30 protein-coding genes, 1 pseudogene and 1 riboswitch are annotated in these 26,113 nt (G+C 61.1%); of the genes and pseudogenes, 20 read left to right on the forward strand and 11 right to left on the reverse strand.

The features are described 5' to 3' along the window. Window positions 1–34 precede the first annotated feature (34 nt). A riboswitch (yybP-ykoY riboswitch) is annotated at window positions 35–157 on the forward strand. Between the two features lie 88 nt (window positions 158–245). Further along, window positions 246–830, forward strand: a complete 585-nt coding sequence (locus tag CAG25_RS24305; RefSeq protein ID WP_007956837.1) for a TMEM165/GDT1 family protein — start codon at window positions 246–248, stop codon at window positions 828–830. Window positions 831–874: 44 nt separating this feature from the next. On the opposite strand, the gene CAG25_RS24310 is transcribed toward CAG25_RS24305, so the two are convergent. Further along, on the reverse strand, window positions 875–1,693 hold the full coding sequence (locus CAG25_RS24310; protein ID WP_039766290.1) for a M48 family metallopeptidase: 819 nt from the start codon (window positions 1,691–1,693) through the stop codon (window positions 875–877). A gap of 1,352 nt (window positions 1,694–3,045) precedes the next feature. Between CAG25_RS24310 and CAG25_RS29165 the strand changes: the two are divergent. Next, a pseudogene (locus CAG25_RS29165) lies at window positions 3,046–3,240 on the forward strand (HAMP domain-containing protein); the annotation flags it as partial. A gap of 114 nt (window positions 3,241–3,354) precedes the next feature. Beyond that, complete coding sequence (locus tag CAG25_RS29170; RefSeq protein ID WP_371857322.1) at window positions 3,355–4,098, forward strand: methyl-accepting chemotaxis protein; 744 nt, start codon at window positions 3,355–3,357, stop codon at window positions 4,096–4,098. 4 nt (window positions 4,099–4,102) lie between these two features. On the opposite strand, the gene CAG25_RS24320 is transcribed toward CAG25_RS29170, so the two are convergent. Genes CAG25_RS24320 through CAG25_RS24330 form a run of 3 tightly spaced genes read right to left on the reverse strand, consistent with a single transcriptional unit; the run spans window position 4,103 to window position 5,215 of the window. Beyond that, entirely contained in the window at window positions 4,103–4,726 is a 624-nt protein-coding gene (locus tag CAG25_RS24320; RefSeq protein ID WP_085613382.1) for an SOS response-associated peptidase, read from the reverse strand. 36 nt (window positions 4,727–4,762) lie between these two features. Then, entirely contained in the window at window positions 4,763–5,023 is a 261-nt protein-coding gene (locus CAG25_RS24325; protein WP_011335895.1) for a putative signal transducing protein, read from the reverse strand. A 9-nt stretch (window positions 5,024–5,032) separates the two neighbouring features. After that, the gene (locus CAG25_RS24330; protein ID WP_011335896.1) at window positions 5,033–5,215 is read right to left on the reverse strand and encodes a CPXCG motif-containing cysteine-rich protein; all 183 of its coding nucleotides are present in this window, start codon (window positions 5,213–5,215) and stop codon (window positions 5,033–5,035) included. Window positions 5,216–5,357: 142 nt separating this feature from the next. On the opposite strand from CAG25_RS24330, the gene CAG25_RS24335 reads away from it, so the two are divergent. Then, window positions 5,358–6,521 carry a 1-acyl-sn-glycerol-3-phosphate acyltransferase gene (locus CAG25_RS24335; protein ID WP_178076501.1) on the forward strand — a complete coding sequence of 388 codons (1,164 nt, stop codon included), beginning with the start codon at window positions 5,358–5,360 and terminating at the stop codon, window positions 6,519–6,521. Between the two features lie 49 nt (window positions 6,522–6,570). Here the strand turns inward: CAG25_RS24335 and CAG25_RS24340 are convergent, their stop codons facing one another. Next, complete coding sequence (locus CAG25_RS24340; RefSeq protein ID WP_007951673.1) at window positions 6,571–6,849, reverse strand: hypothetical protein; 279 nt, start codon at window positions 6,847–6,849, stop codon at window positions 6,571–6,573. A 193-nt stretch (window positions 6,850–7,042) separates the two neighbouring features. On the opposite strand from CAG25_RS24340, the gene CAG25_RS24345 reads away from it, so the two are divergent. After that, window positions 7,043–7,249 carry a hypothetical protein gene (locus tag CAG25_RS24345; RefSeq protein WP_085613384.1) on the forward strand — a complete coding sequence of 69 codons (207 nt, stop codon included), beginning with the start codon at window positions 7,043–7,045 and terminating at the stop codon, window positions 7,247–7,249. A 57-nt stretch (window positions 7,250–7,306) separates the two neighbouring features. On the opposite strand, the gene CAG25_RS24350 is transcribed toward CAG25_RS24345, so the two are convergent. Continuing rightward, window positions 7,307–7,891, reverse strand: coding sequence for a YajG family lipoprotein (locus CAG25_RS24350; RefSeq protein ID WP_007951676.1), 585 nt, complete (start codon window positions 7,889–7,891; stop codon window positions 7,307–7,309). A 190-nt stretch (window positions 7,892–8,081) separates the two neighbouring features. On the opposite strand from CAG25_RS24350, the gene CAG25_RS24355 reads away from it, so the two are divergent. Then, window positions 8,082–8,315: a hypothetical protein gene (locus tag CAG25_RS24355; protein WP_039766297.1), complete on the forward strand. Its 234-nt coding sequence runs from the start codon at window positions 8,082–8,084 to the stop codon at window positions 8,313–8,315. A 700-nt stretch (window positions 8,316–9,015) separates the two neighbouring features. Then, window positions 9,016–10,524, forward strand: coding sequence for a malate dehydrogenase (quinone) (mqo, locus tag CAG25_RS24360; protein ID WP_085613385.1), 1,509 nt, complete (start codon window positions 9,016–9,018; stop codon window positions 10,522–10,524). A 75-nt stretch (window positions 10,525–10,599) separates the two neighbouring features. Here the strand turns inward: mqo and CAG25_RS24365 are convergent, their stop codons facing one another. From CAG25_RS24365 to CAG25_RS24375, 3 genes are all read right to left on the reverse strand, one after another. Next, window positions 10,600–10,887: a PA4642 family protein gene (locus CAG25_RS24365; RefSeq protein WP_085613386.1), complete on the reverse strand. Its 288-nt coding sequence runs from the start codon at window positions 10,885–10,887 to the stop codon at window positions 10,600–10,602. Window positions 10,888–10,950: 63 nt separating this feature from the next. Beyond that, window positions 10,951–11,430 carry a hypothetical protein gene (locus CAG25_RS24370; protein WP_085613387.1) on the reverse strand — a complete coding sequence of 160 codons (480 nt, stop codon included), beginning with the start codon at window positions 11,428–11,430 and terminating at the stop codon, window positions 10,951–10,953. A gap of 115 nt (window positions 11,431–11,545) precedes the next feature. Then, window positions 11,546–12,103: a hypoxanthine-guanine phosphoribosyltransferase gene (locus tag CAG25_RS24375; RefSeq protein WP_007951681.1), complete on the reverse strand. Its 558-nt coding sequence runs from the start codon at window positions 12,101–12,103 to the stop codon at window positions 11,546–11,548. A 165-nt stretch (window positions 12,104–12,268) separates the two neighbouring features. Between CAG25_RS24375 and upp the strand changes: the two genes are divergently transcribed. Beyond that, complete coding sequence (upp, locus tag CAG25_RS24380; RefSeq protein WP_007951682.1) at window positions 12,269–12,907, forward strand: uracil phosphoribosyltransferase; 639 nt, start codon at window positions 12,269–12,271, stop codon at window positions 12,905–12,907. A 2-nt stretch (window positions 12,908–12,909) separates the two neighbouring features. Beyond that, window positions 12,910–14,184, forward strand: coding sequence for a uracil-xanthine permease family protein (locus CAG25_RS24385; RefSeq protein WP_039766305.1), 1,275 nt, complete (start codon window positions 12,910–12,912; stop codon window positions 14,182–14,184). A gap of 110 nt (window positions 14,185–14,294) precedes the next feature. Here CAG25_RS24385 and hemH read toward each other — a convergent pair whose 3' ends face one another. Both hemH and CAG25_RS24395 read right to left on the reverse strand, forming a co-directional pair. Next, window positions 14,295–15,320: a ferrochelatase gene (hemH, locus tag CAG25_RS24390; RefSeq protein ID WP_085613388.1), complete on the reverse strand. Its 1,026-nt coding sequence runs from the start codon at window positions 15,318–15,320 to the stop codon at window positions 14,295–14,297. Window positions 15,321–15,333: 13 nt separating this feature from the next. Then, window positions 15,334–16,236 carry a TIGR01777 family oxidoreductase gene (locus CAG25_RS24395; protein WP_039766308.1) on the reverse strand — a complete coding sequence of 301 codons (903 nt, stop codon included), beginning with the start codon at window positions 16,234–16,236 and terminating at the stop codon, window positions 15,334–15,336. Window positions 16,237–16,433: 197 nt separating this feature from the next. Between CAG25_RS24395 and CAG25_RS24400 the strand changes: the two genes are divergently transcribed. From CAG25_RS24400 to CAG25_RS24450, 11 genes are all read left to right on the forward strand, one after another. Then, window positions 16,434–17,420 (forward strand): NAD(P)/FAD-dependent oxidoreductase, encoded by a 987-nt coding sequence (locus CAG25_RS24400; protein WP_039766309.1) that lies wholly within the window; start codon window positions 16,434–16,436, stop codon window positions 17,418–17,420. After that, on the forward strand, window positions 17,417–17,632 hold the full coding sequence (locus CAG25_RS24405; protein ID WP_085613389.1) for a TIGR02450 family Trp-rich protein: 216 nt from the start codon (window positions 17,417–17,419) through the stop codon (window positions 17,630–17,632). The genes CAG25_RS24400 and CAG25_RS24405 overlap by 4 nt, the downstream gene beginning before the upstream one ends. Window positions 17,633–17,744: 112 nt before the next feature. Continuing rightward, a complete protein-coding gene (locus tag CAG25_RS24410; protein ID WP_039766312.1) occupies window positions 17,745–18,707 on the forward strand; it encodes a DUF523 and DUF1722 domain-containing protein in 963 nt (320 codons plus the stop codon). After that, window positions 18,707–19,648 carry a MerR family transcriptional regulator gene (locus tag CAG25_RS24415; RefSeq protein WP_085613390.1) on the forward strand — a complete coding sequence of 314 codons (942 nt, stop codon included), beginning with the start codon at window positions 18,707–18,709 and terminating at the stop codon, window positions 19,646–19,648. Before CAG25_RS24410 ends, CAG25_RS24415 begins: the two co-directional genes overlap by 1 nt. A gap of 20 nt (window positions 19,649–19,668) precedes the next feature. Next, window positions 19,669–21,114: a deoxyribodipyrimidine photo-lyase gene (gene phrB, locus CAG25_RS24420; protein WP_143492991.1), complete on the forward strand. Its 1,446-nt coding sequence runs from the start codon at window positions 19,669–19,671 to the stop codon at window positions 21,112–21,114. Next, window positions 21,107–21,529, forward strand: a complete 423-nt coding sequence (locus CAG25_RS24425) for a nuclear transport factor 2 family protein (protein ID WP_085613392.1) — start codon at window positions 21,107–21,109, stop codon at window positions 21,527–21,529. The genes phrB and CAG25_RS24425 overlap by 8 nt, the downstream gene beginning before the upstream one ends. Further along, window positions 21,526–22,308, forward strand: coding sequence for an SDR family oxidoreductase (locus CAG25_RS24430; RefSeq protein WP_085613393.1), 783 nt, complete (start codon window positions 21,526–21,528; stop codon window positions 22,306–22,308). Before CAG25_RS24425 ends, CAG25_RS24430 begins: the two co-directional genes overlap by 4 nt. Beyond that, window positions 22,305–23,552 (forward strand): NAD(P)/FAD-dependent oxidoreductase, encoded by a 1,248-nt coding sequence (locus CAG25_RS24435; RefSeq protein WP_085613394.1) that lies wholly within the window; start codon window positions 22,305–22,307, stop codon window positions 23,550–23,552. Before CAG25_RS24430 ends, CAG25_RS24435 begins: the two co-directional genes overlap by 4 nt. Further along, window positions 23,549–24,364, forward strand: a complete 816-nt coding sequence (locus CAG25_RS24440) for a DUF1365 domain-containing protein (RefSeq protein ID WP_085613395.1) — start codon at window positions 23,549–23,551, stop codon at window positions 24,362–24,364. Before CAG25_RS24435 ends, CAG25_RS24440 begins: the two co-directional genes overlap by 4 nt. Continuing rightward, window positions 24,351–25,622, forward strand: a complete 1,272-nt coding sequence (locus tag CAG25_RS24445; RefSeq protein ID WP_085613396.1) for a cyclopropane-fatty-acyl-phospholipid synthase family protein — start codon at window positions 24,351–24,353, stop codon at window positions 25,620–25,622. Before CAG25_RS24440 ends, CAG25_RS24445 begins: the two co-directional genes overlap by 14 nt. Then, entirely contained in the window at window positions 25,615–26,106 is a 492-nt protein-coding gene (locus tag CAG25_RS24450; RefSeq protein WP_085613397.1) for a DUF2878 domain-containing protein, read from the forward strand. Before CAG25_RS24445 ends, CAG25_RS24450 begins: the two co-directional genes overlap by 8 nt. Window positions 26,107–26,113: the final 7 nt, after the last annotated feature.

The raw sequence follows: 26,113 nt of genomic DNA on the forward strand, positions 1-26,113 counted from the left end.
GCACTTGCCGAATGGATTCTGCCTAGGCAGAATCCGCTCCGTCCTAGGGGAGTAGTCTCCCACGAGCGCCATGCTCGTCCGGCATACGTCAACATACTTGATCCTCAGATCATGGCGTATGCGACCCAAGCGTCCGCAGCAGACGGATCGCAGGGTTTGACAAGACCTATGACACGCACACCTTACCCGGGGCGGGAAGGCTGTACGTGTCATAGCCGTGTCGACCCGCCCCTTAGGAAATCCTGATGCTGGACTCGTTACTCGTTCCCACCGCAATCGTTGCCTTGGCCGAAATCGGCGACAAGACGCAACTGCTCGCGCTGATTCTGGCCGCTCGCTTTCGCAAACCCTGGCCGATCATCGCCGGTATCGTCGCTGCGACCCTGGCCAACCACGCGGCAGCCGGTGCGGTCGGCGCCTGGTTCGGCAGTTTCTTCTCCGATTCGGTCCTGCACTGGATTCTTGCCGCGAGCTTCGCCGCCACCGCCCTGTGGACGTTGGTGCCGGACAAGATGGATGACGATGAAGCCAGCACCGCCCGCAAGTTCGGGCCATTCCTGACCACGCTGATTGCGTTCTTTCTTGCGGAAATCGGCGACAAGACTCAGATCGCCACCGTGATGCTGGCCGCGCAATACCCGGAGCTGTGGCTGGTGATTATTGGCACCACGGCGGGCATGCTGATCGCGAACGTGCCGGTGGTACTGGCGGGTAATTTTGCGGCAGAGAAACTGCCACTGACCCTGATCCGTCGACTGGCGGCCTCGGCGTTCCTGATCCTGGCGATTGTCGCGGTGTACAAGGCGATGCAGAGCAGCGGCTGGGTTTGATCCGGCAGATCGCTCCCGCATTGAGTGCGGGAGCGATCATGGCTTCAGGACTTGGGCGCCTTTTCGTAAAGCGGCATGACCTTCGGAATCGCCGCCTGCAACGCAGCCGTGCGGCTGCTGGAAGACGGGTGAGTGCTCATGAACTCCGGCGGCGCGCCTTCAGAGGCCTTGCTCATCTTGTCCCACAAAGTGATGGCGGCGTTCGGGTTGTACCCGGCACGCGCGGCGAGTTCCAGACCGATCAGGTCGGCTTCGTTCTCGTTGGCGCGGCTGTTGGGCAGGGTCATGCCGTAGTTGGCCACGGTATCGGCCAGCGCCAGGCTGTCCTGACCCAGGCCGAGCAACGCACCGGCGCCCTGCTTGGCCATTTCGATGCCATAGGCCTTGGACATCGCTTCCCGACCGTGCTCGCGCAAGGCGTGGGCGATTTCATGTCCCATGACTGCGGCGATTTCATCGTCGGTGAGTTTCAGGCTGTCGATCAGCCCGGTGTAGAAAATGATCTTGCCGCCTGGACCGCAGTTGGCGTTGAGCTCGTCGCTCTTGATCAGGTTGACTTCCCATTTCCACTGCGCAGCGTCCGGGCGGAAGTTCGGTGCCTGAGCGATCAAGCGGTTGGCAATCGCCTGAACACGCTTGGCATCGTTGCTGGTCTTGTCCAGCACGCCTTTGCTGGACGCTTCGCCCACGGTCTTCTGATAGGACTGGGCATACATCTGGTCGACCTCTTGCGAGGACAGCATGCTGAACATGTACTGCTTGCGTTCCACGCCCACGGCACCGCCGCTGGTGGTGTTGACCGACTGACAACCGGCCAGCAACAGCGCTGCGCTCAGTGCACTTACAACCAATGTCTTGTTCATTCAAAAGCTCCCTGAAAACCTGTCGCGTATCCTAGGCGGGTAATTGTATCGGCGCCAGATACAACGGACGTGTTGCACCTGTTTTCAGAACATGCCCGCCAGCCCTGCAGGAAAAAATTCACATCCACCGCCGAGCCCGCTGCAACTGCGTCGTGCACTGGTCCATTTGCGACATCCGGCTGTAATCACTTGCTCCGCACCTCATGGCGCAACAGTGGCTGCCGATACAACAGCGCAGACGTCCTCTCGCGTGCGGAGCTCCCATGAAGTTCAAGTCGATCCAGTTTTCCGTGGCCGCCCTGGCCGGCGCCATCGTACTCAGCGTGGTCGCCGCGCTGGTGCTGTATGCGCTGTTCTCCGGTGCCCGCACCCAGGAAATGGTCCAGCAACGGACCCAGGCCCAGTTCGAGCAAGTCATCGAACAGCGCCTGACGTCGCTGGCGCAGACTCAGGTCAGCCAGATCCAGCGCGAACTCGAAGCGCCGCTGCTGATTGCCGGCGGACTGGTACGCGTCAACGCCCTGCTCGGCACACCGGGCGCCGACGGCGAGCCGCGACTGACCGTCAGCCGCGAGCAACTGATCAGCCTGATCAAGGAAAACGTCGAGAAGAATCCGAAGATTCTCGGCACTTACATCGGCTGGGAAAAAAACGCACTGGACCATAATGACGCGGCCTACGTCGGCACCCAGGTTGTCGGGATCGACCCTGGCAACGGGCGCTTCCTGCCGTGGTGGTTCCGCAATGACGACGGCACCCTGGGCCTGGACAAACTGGTGGACGTCGACGACCAGAAAGTCCTGTCCACCGGCGTGCGCGCCAGCGAGTACTACCTGTGCTCGAAAGAAACCAAAAAGCCCTGCGTGATCGATCCGGCCCCGTACAAGGTCGGCGACAAGATCGTCATGCTCGCCTCCTTTATCGAACCGATCATGCTCAACGGCGCCTTCCAGGGCATCGTCGGCGCCGACCTGTCGGTGAACTTCATCCAGGAAATGCTCCTGAGCGCCAACCAGAAACTGTACAGCGGCGCCGGGCAAATGGCCCTGATCGGCGGCAACGGCCGGATCGTCGCCTACACCAAGGACCCGAGCAAATTCGGCGAGAAGGTCAGCGACATCCTCGACGCCCAGCAGATTGCCAACATGGCCAATCTCAAGCGCGGCGAAGTGACTTACACCGTCAATAAAGAGCAAGGCCGGATCGAGTTGTACCTGCCATTCGGCATCGGCCAGACCGACGCACGCTGGACGCTGATGCTGCAACTGCCGCTCGACGCGGTGATGGCCGATCTGCAAAAGCTCCAAGGCGACCTCGACGCCCAGCGCAAATCCGACACCTTCGGCATGGCCATGGTCGGCCTGATCATTGCCGGCCTCGGCCTGCTGGTGATCTGGCTGGTGGGCCACGGCATCGCCCGTCCGCTCAAACAAATGGTGACCATGCTCGATGACATCGCCCAAGGCGAAGGCGACCTGACCCGTCGCCTGACCAGTGATCGCAACGACGAACTCGGTTCAATCGCCAAAGGCTTCAATACCTTCCTCGCCAAATTGCAGGGGATGATCACGCAGGTGGTGTCGTCGGTACAGAGCGTCAGCGATTCCTCGGAGCACACGGCGGACATCGCGATCCGCACCAATATCGGCATTCAGAAACAGATGGCCGAAATCGATCAGGTCGCCACCGCCGTGCAGGAAATGACTGCCACCGCGCAAGACGTGGCGCGTAACGCGACCCAGGCAGCACAAGCGGCCAGCCACGCCGATCAGGCCGCCAGCCAGGGCATGCAGATCGTGCGCGACACCTCCAACTCGATTGGCGTACTGGCCGTGGAAATAGGCAAGGCTGTGGACGTGGTGCAGACCCTGGCCAAGGACAGCGAGAACATCAACGCGATCCTCATCGCCATTCGCGGGATCGCCGAGCAGACCAATCTGCTGGCCCTCAACGCGGCGATTGAAGCGGCTCGTGCGGGTGAACAAGGACGCGGTTTTGCGGTAGTGGCCGATGAGGTGCGCAACCTGGCGCAGAAGACCCAGAAGGCCACCGAAGAAATCCAGAGCATGATCCAGCAACTGCAACAGGGCACCCGCGATGTGGTGCGGGTCATGGAGGACAGCCAGAACCGCACCGACGAAAGCGTGCAGCACGCGGCCAAGGCCGCGGAGGCGCTGGAGACCATTACTCAGGCGGTGTCGGTGATCAACGACATGAACACCCAGATCGCCAGCGCCGCCGAAGAACAGAGCGCGGTGGCCGACGATATCAACCGCAATGTGATCAATATCGGTCAGGTGGCGAACGAAGTGGCGGGTGGTGCGGATGAGTCGAGTTCGGCGAGTGCCGATCTGACCAAACTGGCGGAGCAGCAGCGGCGGTTGATCAATCAGTTCAAGGTCTGACCGATCAGGCCGGAGTCAGACACTCCGGCCCGTTGAGCTTCGGATCATTGACCAGGTTCGCCAGCACCCGCTCGCGCAAGGCGGCGGGTTCGCTGGCGAGCAGGCCTTGCAGGACATGCAGCGGCGTTTCCGGATCAAGCCACGCCGCCTGCCCCGCCTCATCGAGAATCAATGGCCGGCGCTGACTGGCCGCCGACTGGGTGATCACAGCCGTGCTCAGCCACACCTGTTCCTGCACCGGATACGCCTCCCAGATCGCCGCAAAAAACAACGAAGCCCCCTCCCCCGGCGTCAGCCAGTACGGCCGTTTGCGCACATTGCCGCGCCATTCGTAGAAACCGTTGGCCGGCAGCAGGCAGCGGCGCAGGCGCAGGGCCTCGCGAAACATCGGTTGCTCGGCGACGGTTTCGGCCCGGGCGTGGGCCGGGGTGCGCGACAGGTCGGTCAGCCACGGCGGTGTCAGCCCCCAACGGGCACGGGCCAGCGTGCGCTGGCCGTCGGGTTCGGCGCGCAGCATCAACACCGAATCGTTGGGGGAAATGTTCCACTGCGCCTGCTGATCGGCAGGAAAACCTGGCAGGCTCGCGAAATCGCGGTTCCAGCGAAACAGGGCATAACGTCCACACATGGGGCAGCACGACTCACAAATAAAACGAACGCCAGCCTAACAGACCAGCGTCCCGGGATAGCTGTCCGGTTCATCGCCGGGCAGCGGCAGCGCGGCATTGTACGCACTGATCAGCTCGCGGGCGTATTCGGCCTGGTCGTTATCGACCGACAGGCCCAACAGGCCAAAGATCGGCAACTCGCCCGTGCCGCCCAGCAGATCGCGCCCGACCAGATGCGCCTCGATGCCCTCGCTGGCGAGCATGCCCTTGAGCATTTCGCCTTCCATCAGGTTTTCCGGCTCGTAGATTCGCTGCATGGGCGCGCCTCACTCGTTTTCGCTGAAGACTTCCAGAAACCAGTCCTCTCCATGGACCTGCAACACAAAGGTGATCGGCCGACAACACACCTGACAGTCTTCAATATAGGTCTGGTCGCCAGCGGAGAGATCCACGGTCGTCTCGACCTCTTCACCACAATACGGACATTCATATACTGCGCTTTCCAGCATCGCGGTCTCCCAGGTGACTTGTGCGTATAATCGCCGGTCTATTTGCAGGGCTATTTTTGTCTGGCTACTTTTTCAGACCGTGCCCCGTTGGTTTTCGATCAAAACCTTTACTTACCCTAGCCGTTTCCAACAAGAGAGCATGATGGGCGAATTCGATGCCATCCGACCTTACGACGACAGCGAAGTACCTGCGGTACTGGCGCGACTGCTCGGCGACAAGGCGTTTCTAGATATCCTCACCCACTTCCGCTTCCCGCGTTTTGCCGGTGCCTTCGGCTGGATGCTCAAACCACTTATAGCCCATCGGCTGCGTCGTGAGTTTGCCGACGTGACCTCCGTGGCCACTTTGCAGGACAAGGTCGAGTTCTACGTCGACCACACCATCGAGCGCGCCACCGATGGCGTGACCTACACCGGTGTCGAGCAATTCAAGTCCGGCAGCGCTTATCTGTTCATCGCCAACCACCGCGACATCGTGATGGACCCGGCCTTCGTCAACTACGCCGTGTACCACGCAGGCCTGCCGACGCCGCGCATCGCGATTGGCGATAACTTGCTGCAAAAGCCGTTCGTCAGCGACCTGATGCGCTTGAACAAGAGCTTCATCGTGCACCGTTCGATCACCGGGCGCCGCGAGAAAATGGCCGCCTATCAACTGCTGTCGGCATACATCAACCACTCGATCCGCAACGACTGCGCCTCGATCTGGATCGCCCAGGCCGAGGGCCGGGCCAAGGACGGCGATGACCGTACCGAGTCGGCGATTCTCAAGATGTTCCACATGAGTCGCAAGGACGAGCCGTTCGGCGAAGTCATTCAGTCGCTGAACCTGACCCCGGTGTCGATCAGCTACGAATACGACCCGTGCGACCAGGCCAAGGCCCGCGAGCTGTACATCCGCGCCACCACCGGCACCTACAGCAAGGCGCCGGGCGAGGATGACGTCAGCATCGCCAAGGGCATCACCGGCTACAAGGGCCGGGTGCACGTGAACTTCGCCGCGCCGATCACCGAGCTGTACGAGGACACCAAGCAATTGGCGGTCGAGATGGACAAGCAGATTCTCGGCGGCTACCGGTTGTTCCCGGTGCATTACCTGGCATACGCGCAGTGGGCGGATGCCGATCCGCAACTGAACGTGCCGAAGGCTGCCGAGGTGTTCGGTGCCGAGGAGCTGGCCAAGGCCCAGGAAGAATGGCAGAGCCGTCTGGACGCCTGCCCTGAGGAGCATCGTCCGTATCTGGTGCTGCAATATGCGACGCCGGTGCGCAATCAGTACCGGGTCAAGGCTGGCCTGCCGTTGTAAGCGGTTTCGGCAAGAGACAAAAACGGCGCCTTCGGGCGCCGTTCTTCGTTCAGAAGCGGGTACTGATCCACGACACCAGCAGCGCCAGGCCCAGGCAGGCAAAACCGAAGCGGTAGAAGAAGCGGTTCATGCGCAGGGTCGCCCAATCGAGCACCGGTTCCTGATTCGGCTGACTCTGGCGCTGGGCCGCGATGCTGGCCATCGCCCGTTGTTCACGGCGACGGGTCGCGTGCAGCAGCCAACTGCCGGGAAAGGCCAACAGCAGGGCGAGCAGATTGATCAGTTTGGCGGGATGGGCGGTAAACAGCGTCATCAAGTGCAGCGACATCACAGACCTCAATCTAAACCGGTATGGCGAGCGCCAGACCGACGACCGCGGCGCGGATTCTACCGGAACCCTCCCCGCCACCCCCAATCTTTACGACAAATAACCCCTCAATCGACCGATGGCTGTCCTGTGTCACGGCATCGTCATTTGTTTCAGTCACCCTGCGCGCCTCGAAACCGACACGGAACGCGACATGCTTCACGCTGAAAACCAGGATCGCCTGTACCTCATCTCTCCATCCGACGAGCAGCAAGCCCTCGTCGGCAGCCTGGCCTTCAATGTTCAGGACCGTCACTGGCTGGTGTATTGCGCCCTCGGCGGGCACCAGCATGCGGACTTGCCCGAGACCGATCTGCTGACCGGCGTCAGCGTCCTCGACTTCTATTCGCAAGCCGCCTGAATGAAAAAAGCCCGAGGCCATCACTGGCCCCGGGCTTTTTCACATCAGGCGAACGCCTTATTCAGCGAGGACCTGACCCACGGTCGGATCCTTGAACAGACGGGTCAGTGCATCGCTCAGCACATCGCTGACCAGTTTGGTGTTGGTTTCCTGGTTCGGCGCCATACCGAAACGCTGGTCCAGCGAGGCACCGTAACGGCCGCTGTAACGACGGTTGGCGTTCTGCACGTCGGAGCGGAAGGTGGCGCCGATGGTGGCTTCGGTCACGTACATGCCTTCTTTGGGCGACTGGTATTTCAGTTCGGCCAGGGTCACGGTCAGTTGCGGTGCATTGGGCGCGTTGTTGGTCGGGGTGAACCCGAGCAGACGCACGGCGGCTTCAGCCTGGGCCTGCAGCTTCGGCAGGATCTGCTCGCGCTGCACGGTGATGGCGCTGGTTTCCGGGTACAGGCCGCCACGGGTGCCGAGGGTTGGCGACGGACGACCGTCGACCACGCGAACCACGACAGGCTGGCCATGGCCGACCGGTGCCAGCTGAGTGGTCAGCTTCGGTTCCGGGCTCAGTTGTTGCGGGCTGTGGGCGCAGCCAACCAGGGTCAAACTGGTCACAGTGATCAAACCGAACAACAGGCGTTGCAACATGCTCTTCTCTCCAGAATCAGGCACAGACAGGCCGGCAGTATAGCGGTGGGCCACTGTGGGTCACCAGCACTGAAATCTCTGACAAAACCCGCTGCCAGCGGTTCCTGTCACACATTCGTCACCCCCCATACACGTGCGCGTCACGGCCCTTTGCCAATCTTCCTCACAGATCCCCCAAAGGAGCACTGCCATGCGCTATCTGATCTCGTTGTTCGCCCCACGCCCGCTGCACCGCAGCTTCGCCCTGCTCGACCGCAACGGCCATTGCCAGGCCTTCAAGCAATGCAGCCTGCAACCGATGGGTGATGGCTGGGTGGAAATCGAGGAAATCCGTCTCAACTGGCTGCACCAGCCACTGCCCGCCAGCGCCCGGGTCGAACAGCAGCGCCCACGCGCACGCGCTCAGGCGATGTTGAGCATCTGACCGGATGCCTAATAAAAGTCATTAAACTCGACCAACTCCGCGCATTTCTTCGATACAATCTCCCCCCGATTATAAGGACGTCTCCTGATCGGGCCCCGCAACAGCGTCAATGCGCTTGCATTGGCATCCAAATCGCCCACAGAGAGCCGCCCACACAGATCGAGTGAAGCTGGCGTGCTTGCTGTTTCCCTGGCAAATCCCGCTTTTCGCGAATCTGCAGAGCTGTCATGACGCTCGGCCACTGAGTTGTTTGCCCCTCCGGGCACGGTGCCAGCCCCGGACAGCCCTTTTTGAGGTTCACGTCTTCAAAAGAGCGTGAAAAAAACGGGTTTTCACAACTTCACAAGAGTGTGGCGAGCAAATGAATAGTTTTGCGTCTGAACATGCACCATTAGCGTCTGAAACAGCCCAACGACACAGGAACGGGAACGCCTCGACTACCGGAGCCTGAAGCCTGTCCGCTACGGATTTGGTTGCACAAACGGATGTCTCGACCATAAGTCGAATTGCCAGCCCCGTGCCGAAATGAGTTCATGGGACTCTTGAAGCCAGGCCGCACGCATCCGTCGAAGTTGCGAAAAATTGCGAAGATTCGGACATGGCACACCTGACCAAGGATACCCGGGGCCTCACTGACCTGCCCTGGACGCCTGGCAGCCATGCCGACAATTTGGTGCTGCAGATTTTGGAGACGCGTTAAATGGCGCATAACGAAGCAGTCGACGTAGTTCTGGTTGGGGCCGGCATCATGAGTGCCACCCTTGCAGTACTGCTCAAGGAACTCGACCCGGCGATCAAGCTGGAAGTCGTCGAGCTGATGGATTCCGGTGCCGCGGAGAGTTCCAACCCATGGAACAACGCCGGTACCGGCCACGCCGGCCTGTGCGAGCTGAACTACACGCCGCAGGCTGCCGACGGCACCGTCGACATCAAAAAGGCCGTGCACATCAACACCCAGTTCGAGGTGTCGAAGCAGTTCTGGTCGTACCTGACCAGGAAAGGCACGTTCGGTTCGTGCAAATCCTTCATCAGCCCGGTGCCGCACCTGAGCTACGTTGAGGGCGAAAAAGGCGTTTCATTCCTCAAGGAACGCTTCAACGTGCTGCACAAGCACCACGCCTTCGCCGACATGGAGTACACCGAAGACAAGGCGAAGATGGCCGAGTGGATGCCGCTGATGATGCCGGGTCGTCCGAAAGACCAGGTGCTCGCCGCCACCCGCGTGATCAACGGCACCGACGTCAACTTCGGCGCTCTGACCAATCAGCTGCTCAAGCACTTGACCAGCGCCCCCGATGCCCAGGTCAAGTACTGCAAGCGCGTGACCGGCCTCAAGCGTAACGCCAACGGCTGGACCGTCAGCATCAAGGACGTCAACAGCGGCAGCAGCCGTGAAGTCGACGCCAAGTTCGTGTTCCTCGGCGCCGGTGGCGCGGCCCTGCCGCTGCTGCAGGCTTCGGGCATCGAAGAAAGCAAAGGCTTCGGCGGCTTCCCGATCAGCGGCCAGTGGCTGCGTTGCGACAACCCGGAAGTGGTCAAGCATCACCAAGCCAAGGTTTACAGCCAGGCCGCCGTGGGTTCGCCACCGATGTCGGTACCGCACCTGGACACTCGCGTGGTCGACGGCAAGAAATCCCTGCTGTTCGGGCCATACGCCGGCTTCACCACCAAGTTCCTCAAGCATGGCTCTTTCATGGACCTGCCGCTGTCGGTTCGCGCCGGCAACATCGGGCCGATGCTGGCCGTGGCGAAAAACAACATGGACCTGACCAAGTACCTGGTCAGCGAAGTGATGCAGTCGATGGAACAGCGCCTGGAATCCCTGCGCCGTTTCTACCCCGAGGCGAAAGCCGAAGACTGGCGCCTGGAAGTGGCCGGCCAACGGGTGCAGATCATCAAGAAAGACCCGAAAAAGGGCGGCATCCTGCAGTTCGGTACCGAACTGGTGGCTGCGAAGGACGGCTCCCTCGCCGCCCTGCTCGGTGCTTCGCCGGGTGCTTCGGTGACCGTCTCGATCATGCTGGAACTGATCGAGAAGTGCTTCCCGGCCAAGGCCAAGGGTGAATGGGCTGCCAAACTGGCGGAAATCTTCCCGGCCCGTGAAAAGGTCCTGGAAACCGACGCGGCGCTGTATCGCAAGATCAACACGCAGAACAACATTGCGCTTGAACTGGTTGAAGAAAGCAGCGAGACCCCAAGCTTCGCTTGATATTGCGACATAAAAAAACGCCCCGCACTCAGTGAGTGCGGGGCGTTTTTTTATGCCTTGGGAAAGCCGCGGATATCAGACGCGGGCTTTCTCGATCAGCTCGATGTATTCCGCAGCGTTGCGTTGATCGCGGATCTGGTCGATGAAAGTCTTGCCGTGCTCGTCCTTGCCATCGAGGTCATAACCGGCTTCGACGAAGAACGTCAGGAAGCGTTCGAAATCGTCGATGCGCAGGCCACGGTAAGCCTTGACCAGTTTGTGCAGCGACGGCGAGGTGGCGTCGACCGGCTCAAAATCGAGGAACAGCTTGATCTGCTCATCGCCGATCTCGTCACCAATCACTTGCTTCTTATCTTTACGCATTGCCGACTCCAGCTCGCAGACATTTCACGGGGCGGGCAGTTTACCCCTGCGCAGGCACAAGGCTCAACGCGAGCGCGTGCTGCCGGTGTGCAAATCGGCCCAGATGTGGCCGTTGGCGTAACTGAGAAATTGCACGTAGACCGTATCGTTGCGCAACAGATCGATCACCACCCGGTACTGGGCCAGCGGGTAGTAGAGCGTCAGGGTCTTGCTCTTGTCGTCATACACCGGTTTTTTCAGGCTTTTGCTTTCGCCATCGAAGTTGACCAGCACCTGATTGATCGTCGCCCCTTTGTTCAGGGACTTGCCTTTGAGGCGGATCATCAACGAAGAGGTGACCGGAATCGGCTGCTGATTGGACTGGCGCTGAGCGCCGACCACCACGGAATAATCGGTGACCTGCAACAGTTGCTGCTGCTCGGGATCGGCATCACGCAGGGTCAGGTCGTCCGGCGGCAGGAATTGACTGTGCATCGGGGCGGCGGCCAGGGGCAGGCTGAGGGTCAGCAACAGGGCGGCGCAGCTGCGGATCAAGAGGCTCATGACAGACTCCGGGAGGCGGGGCCGAGCACTCTAGCATGGGTGTACACAAGTGGATCAGCACACCGAAAACAACTGTGGGAGCGGGCTTGCTCCCACATTGAGATCCGGGCGCGGCTTACATGCCTTTGACGGCGAAGATCCCGTTAGCGTTGCGCCAGTAGCCTTTGTAGTCCATGCCGTAGCCGAAGATGTAACGGTCGATGCACGGCAGACCGACGAAATCGGCTTTCAGGTCAGGACGGGCCTTGCGGTCGTGGTCCTTGTCGATCAGCACGGCGGTGTGCACTTTGCGCGCGCCGGCGTGACGGCAGAAGTCGATGATCGCGCCCAGGGTGTGCCCTTCGTCGAGAATGTCGTCGATGATCAGCACATCGCGGTCGATGAACGAGACTTCCGGCTTGGCTTTCCAGAACAGGTCGCCGCCGCTGGTTTCGTTGCGATAGCGGGTGGCGTGCAGGTAGGACGCTTCCAGCGGGAACTGCAGATGGGTCAGCAGTTTGCCGGAGAAGATCAGGCCGCCGTTCATCACGCAGAACACCACCGGGTTGCTGTCGGCCAGTTGTTCGTTGATTTGTGCACCGACGCGGGCAATGGCAGCCTCGACTTCAGCTTCGGTGTACAGGCAGTCAGCCTCTCGCATGATTTGACGGATATGCTCGAGATCAGCGGACATGGCGCTCTCCAAGGGGGGTCTGTTTCGGAAAAGCGGGCAAAGGTACGCATCCCGCACGGCCGAATCAAGCATTTGTGGACTAACGTACTGTATGTCCTATAGGACATCACCGTTGGATAGATTAATCTAGGCCGGTTTTTTTGCCCGCCGCCGGAGCCTTTCCCCATGTCCATCCAAGAGATCCGCCATCCGCTGATCCGTCACAAACTTGGCCTTATGCGCCGTGCAGACATCAGCACCAAGAATTTCCGCGAACTCGCGCAGGAAGTCGGTGCCCTGTTGACCTATGAAGCGACCAAAGACCTGCCGTTGGAAACCTACGATATCGAAGGTTGGTGCGGCACTGTGTCGGTCGAGAAAATCGCCGGCAAGAAAATTACCGTCGTGCCGATCCTGCGTGCCGGCATCGGCATGCTCGAAGGCGTGCTCAGCCTGATCCCGGGCGCCAAGGTCAGCGCCGTCGGCGTTGCCCGTAACGAAGAAACCCTGCAGGCCCACACCTACCTGGAAAAACTGGTTCCGGAAATCGACGAACGCCTGGCGATGATCATCGACCCGATGCTCGCCACCGGCAGCTCCATGGTCGCAACCATCGACCTGCTGAAGAAAGCCGGTTGCAAGGACATCCGCGCGATGGTGCTGGTTGCCGCGCCGGAAGGCATTGCCGCTGTCGAGAAAGCTCACCCGGACGTGATCATCTACACCGCGTCCATTGATCAGAAACTCAACGAGCACGGTTACATCATTCCTGGGCTTGGCGATGCCGGTGACAAGATCTTCGGCACCAAGCAGAAGGACGCGTAAGCATGCAGCAAGAGTTCAACGATCCGCTCTGGCGCACCGTGCTGTCCGGCGCACAGATGCTGTTCGTGGCTTTCGGCGCCCTGGTGCTGATGCCACTGATCACGGGCCTTGACCCGAACGTGGCACTGTTTACCGCAGGTCTGGGAACGATCCTGTTCCAGATCGTCACCGGGCGTCAGGTGCCGGTATTCCTGGCGTCGAGCTTCGCTTTCATCACCCCGATCATTCTCGCCAAGGGCCAGTTCGGCCTCGCCGCGACCATGGGCGGCGTGATGGCGGCCGGTTTCGTCTACACCTTCCTCGGCCTGGCCGTGAAGATCAAAGGCACCGGGTTCATTGACCGTTTGCTGCCGCCGGTGGTGATCGGTCCTGTGATCATTTCCATCGGTCTGGCCATGGCGCCGATTGCCGCGAACATGGCGATGGGCAAGGCCGGCGACGGTTCGGAACTGATCCATTACCAGACCGCCATGATGATCTCGATGCCGGCGCTGCTGACCACGTTGATCGTGGCGGTGTTCGGCAAGGGCATTTTCCGTCTGGTGCCGATCATTTCCGGCGTGCTGGTGGGTTTTGCCCTGTCCTTCTACTTCGGCGTGGTCGACACGGCAAAAATTGCCGCGGCACCGTGGTTCGCCTTGCCGGCCTTCACCGCACCGGAGTTCAACTGGCAGGCAATCCTGTTCATCGTCCCGGTAGCTTTGGCCCCGGCCATCGAACACATCGGCGGCGTGATTGCCGTCGGCAGCGTGACGGGTCGCGACTACCTGAAGAAGCCGGGCCTGCATCGCACCCTGCTCGGTGACGGTATCGCCACCACGGCAGCCGGCCTGTTCGGCGGTCCGCCCAACACGACCTACGCGGAAGTGACCGGCGCGGTGATGCTGACGAAGAACTACAACCCGAAAATCATGACCTGGGCGGCGATCTTCGCCATCAGCCTGGCGTTCATCGGCAAGTTCGGCGCCCTGCTGCAAAGTATTCCAGTGCCGGTGATGGGCGGGATTCTGTGTCTGCTGTTCGGTTCGATCGCGGCAGTGGGGATGAACACCCTGATCCGTCACAAGATCGACCTGGGCGAAGCGCGCAATCTGGTGATCGTTTCGGTAACCCTGGTGTTCGGTATCGGCGGTGTGCTGGTCGGCACCGGCACAGGTCCGGACGACTTCGGTCTCAAAGGCATCGCGCTGTGCGCGGTGGTGGCGATTGCGCTTAACCTGCTGCTGCCGGGCAATGACGGCTGGAAGCAGAAAAAGGCGGATGAGCCGCTGATCTAAACTTTTAGATCTTCATCGCCTGACAGTCAGCCTTCGCGAGCGAGCCCGCTCCCACATTGAAATGCAATCAAATGTGGGAGCGGGCTTGCTCGCGAAGCTTTTGGCTCTTACTAGAGGGCCAGTGGCGCCCGTTCACAAAGTGTTGCCAACGCCTTCGCCCATTGAGGTTCGTCATTCAGGCACGGCACCAGCACCAACTCCTCGCCCCCTGCCTCACAAAACTGTTCCTTGCCGCGATCGCCGATCTCTTCCAGGGTCTCGATGCAATCGGCGACGAACGCCGGGCACATCACCAGAATCTTCTTCACGCCGCTTTTGGCCAGTTCATCCAGCCGCGCTTCGGTGTAGGGCTCGATCCATTTCGCCCGGCCCAGCCGCGACTGAAACGACACCGACCACTTGCCGTCCGGCAGCCCCATGCGCTCAGCGAACAACGCCGCTGTGCGCAGACATTGGGCGCGATAACAGGTGGCCAATACGGCAGCCGAGGCGTTCTTGCAGCAATCTTCATTTTTGAAGCAATGATTGCCGGTCGGGTCGAGCTTGGTCAGGTGCCGCTCAGGCAAACCATGGAAGCTCAGCAACAAGTGATCGTAATCCTGCTGCAAATGCGGTTTGGCGCTGGCCACCAGGGCGTCGAGATATTCCGGCTGATCGTAGAACGGCTGCAACACCGACAGTTGCACATCGAGTTTTTTCTCGCGCACCACCCGCTTGGCTTCTTCGATCACGGTGGTCGTGGTGCTGTCGGCAAACTGTGGATAAAGCGGCGCGAGGGTGATGCGTTTGTGTCCCGCCGCGACCAGTTTCAGCAGATTTGTCTCGATGGACGGCTCACCGTAACGCATGGCCAGCTCCACCGGGCCGTGGGTCCACTGCGCCTTCATCTGCTGTTGCAGGCGACGACTGAGTACCACCAGCGGCGACCCTTCGTCCCACCAGATCGAGGCGTAGGCATGGGCCGACTGCTCCGGGCGCTTGATCAGAATCAGCGACACCAGCAGACGCCGCACCGGCCACGGCAGGTCGATCACGTACGGGTCCATCAGGAATTGATTGAGATAGCGGCGCACGTCGGCCACCGAAGTGGAGGCCGGCGAACCCAGGTTGACCAGAAGCAAGGCGTGATCGGTCATGCAACGTCCTATTTCAGAGGCGGCTGGAAAGATCGTCCAGGGCCGCGCGTAAATCCGTGAACCGGAAAGTGAATCCCGCTTCCAGCAAGCGTTTGGGCGTGGCCCGTTGGCCACCCAGCAACAGCAATGACATCTCGCCGAGCCCGACCTTCAAGGCAAGGGCCGGCATCGGCATGAACGCCGGGCGGTGCAACACGCTGCCCAGGGTCTTGGCGAATTCGCGATTGCGCACAGGTTTCGGCGCGCACGCATTATAAGGACCGCTCGCCTGATCGCGGTGCAGAAGAAAATCAATCAGGGCGATTTGGTCATCGATATGAATCCACGGCATCCACTGCCGACCGTTACCCAAAGGCCCGCCCAGCCCGAGCTTGAACGGCAGCAGCAGGCGCGACAAAAAGCCGCCCTCGGCCGACAGCACCAGCCCGGTGCGCACCAGCACCACGCGAATGTCCATCGCTTCGGCGCGTTGCGCGGTTTCCTCCCAGGCGATGCATAACTGGCTGGCGAAATCGTCAATCACCGGTGGCGAGTCCTCGGTCAACTCGCGTTCGCCGCCGTCACCGTACCAACCCACGGCCGAGCCCGAGATCAGCAGCGACGGTTTCTGCCCGCGATGTTCCAGCCACGCCAGCAACGCTTCGGTCAGCGTAATCCGACTGCTCCACAACAACGCCTTGCGCCGATGGGTCCACGGCCGGTCGGCAATCGGCGCGCCGGCCAGGTTGACAATCACGTCGACCGGTTCGTCGCCAAGGTCCTCCAGACGCGCAATGCCACGCACCTGGGCGCCACAGATTTTCGCGACTTTTTCCGGACGACGACTCCAGACCGTCAGGCGATGCCCCTGTGCGGACCAGTGCCGGCAAAGCTGACGTCCGATCAATCCAGTACCGCCGGTCAGCAATATGTGCATGACTTCTTCCTCGCGTGGCGTTTTACCCCGATCACTAGTCTATTTTTATAAACAGGGATCTTTTCTATCGGGCAGGCTCTATTGTTTAACCATAGGCCAAGCTGTCAGAACAAGAACGCTGGAAGTTATACCAAAAAACATAATTGTACAGGTTTCATCCACGGCGTAGTCTGTACAGAAAGGTAAACGAGGCCCCTATGACTGTACCTATCGCAATCATTGGCACCGGCATCGCCGGACTCTCCGCCGCCCAGGCGCTGACAGATGCCGGGCATACCGTTCAGTTGTTCGATAAAAGTCGCGGCAGCGGCGGGCGCATGTCGAGCAAGCGCAGCGATGCCGGTTCGCTGGACATGGGTGCGCAATACTTCACCGCCCGTGATCGGCGCTTCGTGACCGAAGTCCAGCGCTGGCAAAGCAAAGGCTGGGTCGCCGAATGGGCACCGCAGCTCTACACCTTTCATGGCGGGCAGTTGAACCTGTCGCCGGACGAACAGACCCGCTGGGTCGGCACGCCGCGCATGAGCGCCATCACCCGGGGCCTGCTCGATGGCCTGGAAGTGCATTTCGCCTGCCGGATCACCGAGGTCTATCGCGGCGAAGAACACTGGCACCTGCAAGATGCCGAAGGTTTCACCCACGGACCATTCAGCCACGTGGTGGTCGCCACACCGGCGCCTCAGGCTACTGCCCTGCTGGCCTCCGCACCGAAACTCGCCGGTGCCGCCGCCGGCGTGAAAATGGACCCGACCTGGGCCGTCGCCCTCGCCTTCGATACACCGCTGGATACGCCAATCGAAGGCTGCTTCGTCCAGGACAGCGCCCTCGACTGGCTGGCCCGCAACCGCAGCAAACCGGGACGCGACACCACGTGCGACACCTGGGTCCTGCACGCCACCAGTGCCTGGAGCCGGCAGCACATCGATCTGCCCAAGGAAGCGGTGATCGAACAATTGCACGGTGCCTTCGCCGAGTTGCTGCACAGCGCCATGCCGGCCCCGACCTTCAGCCTCGCCCACCGCTGGCTCTATGCCCGGCCGGCCAGCAGTCATGAATGGGGCACCCTGGCCGACGCCGATCTGGGCCTGTATGCCTGTGGCGACTGGTGCCTGTCGGGTCGGGTCGAAGGGGCATGGCTCAGTGGCCAGGAGGCGGCAAGACGCTTGCACGAACACCTGCAGTGAATCGCATCAACCCGCGAAAATTGCTGCTGTCGAAATGGACAGCAGCCCACCCGCAAAACCGCGAAAAGCATTTTCTGGTGACCGAACTGTTCCGCGACGAGGACGGCACGGTGCTGGAAATCGAACTGCAGGCGGTGCTGACCCGGCGTACTGAGCAATGCGGCTGGCATGCCCTGCAGGATGATTCACGCTGGAAAATGGGCTGGCGCTAAAAACCTCAAAAAAACTTATACAAAAAGTTTGACTTGTACACCCATAAATCTATGCTGAAAGCATGGTGTACAAATCTATTTGTCTGTACAGGTTCAGATTCGAGGTTGCTGCATGTCCGACTCATCGACGTCCCTACCGAAAATCGCCATCAGCGCCTGCCTGATGGGCGCCGAAGTGCGCTACAACGGCGGGCACAAGGAATCGCGGCTGTGCAGCCGCACCCTGGCCGAGCATTTCGAATTCGTTCCCGTCTGTCCTGAAGTAGCGATTGGTCTGGGGATTCCCCGCGAGCCGATTCGGCTGGTGGGCGATCCGCAAAAGCCTGATGCAGTCGGCACCGTCAATCCGTCGATCAACGTCACCCAGCCATTGGCCGCCTACGGCGAGAAAATGGCCGGGGAGCTCAATGACATCTGCGGCTACATCTTCATGCAGCAATCGCCGTCCTGCGGACTTGAGCGAGTCAAGGTCTACCACGCCAACGGCGCACCGGTGAATGGTGGTGGGCGTGGCATCTACGCCGAGGCGTTCTGTGCACAGCACCCGGATCTGCCGGTGGAAGAAGCCGGGCGTCTCAACGATCCGGTGCTGCGGGAGAATTTCATCACCCGCGTGCTCGCCTACCGCGAATGGCAACAAGTGCTCAAGCAGGGCCTGAGCCGCCGCGTGCTCACCGAATTCCACTCGCGCTACAAATACCTGCTGATGGCGCACAACCCGGTGCAATACAAGGCGCTGGGCAATCTGCTGGGCAACATGGGCCAGACCGACCCGGCCGAGCTGGGCCCGCGCTATTTCAGCGAACTGATGGCGGCACTGAAAAAATGCGCCACCCGCCGTACCCACAGCAACGTCCTGCAGCACATCAGTGGCTACCTGAAACAGGCGATCAGCCCCGAAGACAAACAGGAAGTGCAGCACATCATCGGCCAGTACCGGCACGGCATCGTGCCGCTGGTGGTGCCGCTGACGCTGCTCAAGCATCACTTTCGCCTCCACCCGGATCCCTACATTGCGCAGCAGGTGTACCTGCAACCGCATCCGGAAAACCTCAGCCTGCGAAACGCCATTTGATGAACGACTCACCCGACACCAGCGCCCGGGAAGACCTCGGCGCCGACTTCAAGAAAGCCCTCGACGAGGGCTGGCTGCCGATCCGCGAAGTCGCCCGTCAGACCGGCGTGAACGCCGTCACCCTGCGCGCCTGGGAACGGCGCTATGGGCTGATCGTTCCGCAGCGCACGCCCAAGGGCCATCGCTTGTACAACGCTGAGCATGTGCAACGTATCCAGAACATCCTTACCTGGCTCAACCGTGGCGTAGCGGTCAGCCAGGTCAAACCGCTGCTCGACACCGCGCAGACGTTCAACGAACCGGCGCAGGACGAATGGCATCCGCTGCGCCAGGCCGCCCTGCTGGCGGTCACCCACCTGAACGAGCGCAGCCTCGACGACGGCATCAACCAGGCGATGGCGCTGTATCCGCCACGCACTCTGTGCGAGCAATTGCTGCTGCCGCTACTAAGCGATCTTGAACAGCGCTGGCAGGGCCAGTTCGGCGCGCAGATGGAGCGGGTGTTCTTTTATGCCTGGTTGCGCAGCAAATTCGGCGCACGCATCTACCATAACAATCGTCAGTTGCGCACCGCGCCGCTGCTGCTGATCAACCAGTCGGACCTGCCACTGGAGCCGCATCTGTGGCTCTGCGCCTGGCTGATCAGCAGCGCCGATTGCCCGGTGCAGGTGCTCGACTGGCCGCTGCCGGCCGGCGAACTGGCATTGGCAACCGATACCCTGCAAGCCCGTGGCGTACTGCTGTATTCCAGCAAAGCCCTGAACCTGGCGCATCTACCGAAACTGTTCAACGGTGTCAACTGCCCAAAACTGATTGTCGGACCAACGGTGTGTATCCACCACACCGAGCTGTCCGCAAAGACTTCCGAACTCGCTGATTTGTTCCTGGCCGAAGACCCCCTTTCGGCACATCGGGCACTCATTGAGCGTGGGTTGATTTAATGATTCCGACAGAGACCGACATGCAATTGATCTGGCTGCGCAGCGACTTGCGCCAACATGACCACACCGCCCTCGCGGCCGCCGCCGAACGCGGCCCGACCGTCGCCGTGTACCTGTTGAGCCCTGAGCAATGGCAGGAACATGACGACGCGCCGTGCAAGATCGATTTCTGGCTGCGCAACCTGCGTGAGTTGAGCAAAAGCCTTGGCGATCTGAACATCCCGCTATTGATCCGCACCGCGCCTCACTGGGATCAGGCACCGGCGGTGCTGCTCGAACTGTGTCGGCAACTAAAGATCGAGGCGGTGCACGTCAACGAAGAATACGGCATCAACGAAAGCCGTCGCGACGAGGCAGTTGCCGAAGCGTTGCAAGCGGCAGGCATCACCTTCCACAGTTACCTCGACCAATTGCTGTTCAAGCCCGGCAGTGTGCTGACCCGGACAGGCACTTACTTTCAGGTGTTCAGCCAGTTCCGCAAGGTCTGCTACGAACGCTTGCACCGCTCGATGCCTTCGCTGAAACAGGCGCCGGGCAAGCAATCCTCGCTGAACATCGCCAGCGACCCGGTTCCCGCGGCCATCGAAGGGTTCCCGACACCCGGCGACTCCCTGCGCGCCTTGTGGCCCGCCGGTGAATCCGAAGCCCGGCGTCGCCTGGACACGTTCGCCGATGCACAGATCGACTACTACAAGAGCGAACGAGACTTCCCGGCCAAACCCGGCACCAGCCAGCTTTCGGCCTATCTGGCTGCCGGCGTGATCTCGCCGCGCCAATGCCTGCACGCCGCCCTGCAAAGCAATCAGGGCGAATTCGAAAGCGGCAAGGTCGGGGCTGTCACCTGGATCAATGAATTGCTCTGGCGCGAGTTCTACAAGCACATCCTCGTCGGTTATCCACGGGTTTCACGGCATCGCGCATTCCGTCCGGAAACCGAAGCCCTGGCCTGGCGCGACGCACCAGAGGATCTGGCCGCCTGGCAAGAGGCGCGCACCGGCTTGCCGATCATCGATGCAGCCATGCGCCAACTGCTGGAAACCGGCTGGATGCACAACCGCCTGCGGATGGTGGTGGCGATGTTTCTGACCAAGAACCTGTTGATCGACTGGCGCGAAGGCGAGCGTTTCTTCATGCGCCACCTGATCGACGGCGATCTGGCCGCCAACAACGGCGGCTGGCAGTGGAGTTCCTCGACCGGCACCGATTCGGCGCCGTATTTCCGCATCTTCAACCCGCTCAGCCAGTCGGAAAAATTCGACAGCGAAGGCCTGTTCATCAAGCACTGGCTGCCGGAGCTGGCCGGGCTGAACAAGAAAGAAGTGCACAACCCGGCCAGTGCCGGCGGGCTGTTCGGCGTGGCGGACTATCCGCCGCCGATTGTCAATCTGAGTGCGTCGCGGGAGCGGGCGCTGGCAGCGTTCAAAAACCTGCCGTCACGCGCGTCTCAAGGAGTGAGCGATGAGTGAATTCCTGCGCGGTTTCGCCCTGCGGTTCGCACAGTTGAACAAAGACAACTTGCGCACCCTGGACGGACTGTACAGCGAGGACATTCATTTCACCGATCCGCTGCACGAAGTGCAGGGGCTGACGAACCTGCGCGGTTACTTCAGCGAGTTGTACGCCAACGTCAACGAACTGCGCTTCGATTTCCACGGCTTCGACCAGATCGGCGAAGGCGAAGGTTATCTGCGCTGGGTCATGAGTTACCGCCACCCGCGCCTGAGCGGTGGACAACTGATCCGTGTCGCCGGCTGCTCGCACCTGCTCTGGCGCGACAAGGTTTACCGCCATCGGGATTACTTCGATGCCGGAGCGCTGCTTTATGAACATTTACCTGTATTGGGCCGGGTGATCGCCTGGCTGAAAAGGAGATTGGGATGAGTCGTACAGCTCCACGTCGTTACTGGTTGACCGGTGCCAGCAGTGGCATCGGCGCAGCACTCGCGGAAGACATTCTCAAAAGCGGTGCACAGCTGGCGGTCAGTTCCCGCCAGGTCGCGCCGCTCAAGGTTCTGTCACAACGGTATCCGGGACAGGTTCTGGTGTTGCCCGGCGATCTGACCAACAGCCAGACCGTACGCGAAATTGGCGAACAGATAGCCGCGGACTGGGGCTCGCTGGATACCGTCATCCTCAATGCAGGGACCTGCGAATACGTCGACGCTCACCAGTTCGACGCCTCGATCATCGAGCACGTGGTGCGTACCAACCTGCTCGCCAGCAGCTATTGCATCGAAGCCGCCCTGCCCTTGCTGCGCAAAGGTACGGCACCGCATCTGGTGGGGATGGCCAGCTCGGTGACCTATGTGCCGCTGCCACGCGCCGAAGCCTATGGCGCATCGAAGGCCGGGCTGCGTTATCTGTTCGAATCCCTGCGCATCGACCTGGCGGACGAAGGTATTGAAGTCACGGTAATCAGCCCAGGATTCGTCGATACACCGCTGACCGCCAAAAATGATTTTCCGATGCCACTCAGCTGGCCTGCGGACAAAGCCGCGCGGCATATCTTCGCCAAGCTGAAGGATCGGCCGCTGGAGATCGCCTTCCCCGCACTGTTCATGGCAGCCCTGTGGCCCTTGTCGAAAATGCCCGCCCGCGTACAACTGGCGATTGGCAAACGCATGGTGCGCAGCAACCCGCCGCTCAGGGATGCAACATGAAAATCGCCATCGTCGGCAGCGGCATCGCCGGTTTGACCTGCGCGTACCTGCTCGCACGCCGACACGAAATCACCGTGTTCGAAGCAGACGCCCGGATCGGCGGCCATACGCACACGGTGCCGGTCACCGTGGACGGGCGTGAGTATTCGGTGGACACCGGCTTCATCGTGTTCAACGACTGGACGTATCCGAACTTCATTCGTTTGCTTGGCCAACTGGGTGTGACGTTCAAACCCACCGAGATGAGCTTTTCGGTCAACGATCCGGACTCTGGCCTGGAATACAACGGCAACAACCTGAACAGCCTGTTCGCCCAACGCAGCAATCTGCTGTCCCCCGGGTTCTGGGGCATGCTGCGCGACATCCTGCGGTTCAACAAAGAGGCTCGGCGCGACCTCGCCGAACAGCGAATCGCCGCCGACACCACCCTGGACGATTACCTCAAGGCCGGCGGGTACGGCGAGCGTTTCATCCTGCATTACATCGTGCCGATGGGCGCGGCGATCTGGTCGATGCCGATGGCCGAGATGCTTAATTTTCCGTTGCAGTTCTTCGTGCGTTTTTTCGAGAATCACGGGTTGCTGTCGATCAGCAACCGGCCGCAGTGGCAGGTGATCGAGGGTGGCTCAAGTGCTTACATCGCGCCGCTGACCGCGTCGTTCAAGGAACGCATCCGCCTGAACTGCCCGGTGGGTCGGATCGATCGCGACGCGCACGGCGTGGTTATCCACAGCCCGGCCGGCATCGAACGTTTCGACAAAGTGGTGCTGGCCTGTCACAGCGATCAGGCGTTGCGACTGCTGGGAAGTCCTGACGATAAAGAACGGGAAATCCTCGGCGCCCTGCCCTACGCCGACAACGAAGTGGTGCTGCACACCGACACCCGTCTGCTGCCCACACGCAAACGGGCCTGGGCCAGCTGGAATTATCGCCTCGGCGGAGCGGGTCATACCCGGGCAGCCGTGACCTACGACATGAACATTCTGCAAGGCCTCCAGAGCGACACCACGTTCTGCGTCAGCCTTAACCAGAGCGCTGGCATCACGCCGTCCAAGGTGCTGGCGCGCTTCACCTATGCCCACCCGCAATTCAGCCTCGCGGCCGTGGCGGCACAGCAGCGCTGGGCTGAAATCGACGGCGCGCAACACACGCATTATTGCGGCGCCTATTGGGCCAACGGTTTCCATGAGGACGGCGTGGTCAGCGCTTTGCGCGTGGCCGCGTCCTTTGGAGAAAGCCTGTGAACAGCGCGCTCTACAGTGGCTGGATCGCCCATCGGCGATTTGCCCCACGCCGTCATGAATTCCGTTACCGGATCGGCATGCTGTATCTCGATCTGGCTGAGCAGGAGACGGTGCTGGGCCTGTCCCGGCTGGCCGGTGCCAGCCGCTTTGCGCCGTTTTCATTCCGCGAAACCGACTACCTGAAAACCTTCACCGGCCGGGGTATACGCTTGAGCGATGCGGTGCGCCAGCTGGTCGGCGAAGCCGTGGGCCATGCACCGCAAGGTTCGATCTGCCTGCTGACCCAGCCGCGCAGCTGGGGCCTGTCGTTCAACCCGGTGAGTTTTTTCTATTGCCACGAGGCCGACGGCCAACTGGCGGCGATTCTCTGCGAAGTCCGCAACACTCCGTGGCGCGAGCGTTATCACTACGTGTTGCCGGCCAGAGCGCCCAGCAATCTGCAGGACTTTCACCAGCACTTTGCCGTGGCCAAGGCGTTTCATGTCTCGCCATTCCTGCCGCCGGACCTGGAATACCGCATGAGCTTCAGCCCTGCCGCGCAGGTCCTGGGTGTGCACATGGCCGACTGGCAAGGCGAGCAAAAACTGTTCGACGCCACCCTCGATCTGCGACGCGTCCCCCTTGATCGGCGCCACTTGCACCGGCACCTGTGGCGCTTCCCCTGGATGACCGCCAAGACCGCGCTGGCGATTTATTGGCAGGCGCTGCGCCTGTTGCTCAAGCGCACCCCGGTGTATGACCACCAGCGTGCCGACGACCGCTTTCGAACCGCCACCGTACCGACCGAGGAACGCCACCATGAAATCCACTAGCGTCTCGGCCAAAGCCAGCCTGCTCAGCCCCCACGGCCTGAGCGGATCGCTGCTGCGCCGGGGAGTGCTGCGCAAGCTCGAGCAGCTCAAGCAGGGTCAACTGATCGTGATCGAGGACGGCGAACGCCACGTCTTTGGTACGCCGGGCAGCACGCTGGTGGGGGAAATTCAGGTGCTGGATCCCGCCGTCTGGGGGCTGGTCGCCGGCAATGGTTCGATCGGTGCCGGTGAGGCCTTTATTCATGGCTACTGGCGCTCGCCGGATCTGACGGCCGTAGTGCGTGTGTTCGTCAGCAACCTTGAAGTGCTCGACGCCATGGAAGGTGGCCTGGCCCGGCTCGGTCGCCCGCTGGTGCGCGGGCTGCACTGGCTCAACCGAAATACGCGCCAGGGCTCGCAGAAAAACATCGCCGCGCATTACGACCTCGGCAATGACCTGTTCGAGCAGTTCCTCGACCCGACCATGATGTATTCGGCTGCGCAGTTTCTCAGCCCCGACGACAGCCTGGAGCAGGCGCAACTGAACAAACTGGAGCGGATCTGCCAGAAACTCGCGCTCAAGCCCGGTGACCACCTTCTGGAAATCGGCACCGGCTGGGGCAGCATGGCGCTCTACGCGGCGCAGCACTACGGCTGCAAAGTCACCACCACCACGCTGTCGAAGGAGCAGTTCGCCTTCACCGCGGCCCGCATCGAACGCCTCGGTTTGCAGGATCAAGTGACGCTGCTGCTCAAGGACTACCGCGACCTCACCGGCCAGTACGACAAACTGGTGTCGATCGAAATGATCGAGGCGGTCGGCCACCGCTTCCTGCCGACCTACTTCAAACAGTGCGCGCACCTGCTCAAGAACAACGGCCTGATGCTGTTGCAAGCAATCACCATCCGCGAACAGCGCTACGAACAGGCGCGCCGTGGCGTGGACTTCATCCAGCGCTACATTTTCCCCGGCGGCGCCCTGCCCTGCGTGCAGAAAATGCTCGAAATCGTCGGCCGCGACACCGACATGAACCTTTTGCACATGGAAGATTTCGGCCTGCATTACGCCCGCACCCTGCGTCTGTGGCACGAGAACTTTCGCCATGCGCACGGCCGTCTGAGCGAACTGGGCTATGACGATTACTTCCTCAGGTTGTGGGAGTTCTACCTGTGTTACTGCGAGGGTGGATTCCTCGAGCGCACCATCGGCACCGCACAGCTGGTGCTGGCCAAACCGGCGGCGATGACCGCGCCTTTGCTGGGCCGATTCGATGCTTGAGCGGTTGGCCAACGCGGTGCTGTTCCAGATCGGCTGGCTGGCCTGCGTGCTCGGCGGTAACAGTTTGTGGTTGCTGCTGGCGCTGGCGGTGCTGGTGATTCATCTGCGCTGGATCAGCAATTGGGCGCATGAAGGCCGATTGATCCTCAGCGTGGTGATTATCGGCACGGCGGTGGACAGCGTGTTGCGCGGCCTCGGGGTTTTCGAGTTCAAGGATCTGTCGCCGCTGATTCCGCTGTGGCTGATGTTGCTGTGGGCGTTGTTCGCCACGACATTGCGTCATTGCCTGCAATGGAGCGCACGGCCGTGGTGGCTGGCCAGTCTGCTCGGCGCGGCAGGTGGCGCGCTGTCCTATGGCGCCGGCGGACGACTGGCCGGTGTGCAATTTCCTTTCGGTGAGTTACCGACCCTGATCGGCATCGCACTGCTGTGGGCGTTGCTGTTTCCGCTGCTGCACCAATTGTCCCGACGGCTGGCGCGTTAAACGCCTG

This window comes from Pseudomonas sp. B16(2017) (assembly GCF_002113205.1).
In the GTDB taxonomy this organism is placed as follows: domain Bacteria; phylum Pseudomonadota; class Gammaproteobacteria; order Pseudomonadales; family Pseudomonadaceae; genus Aquipseudomonas; species Aquipseudomonas pharyngis.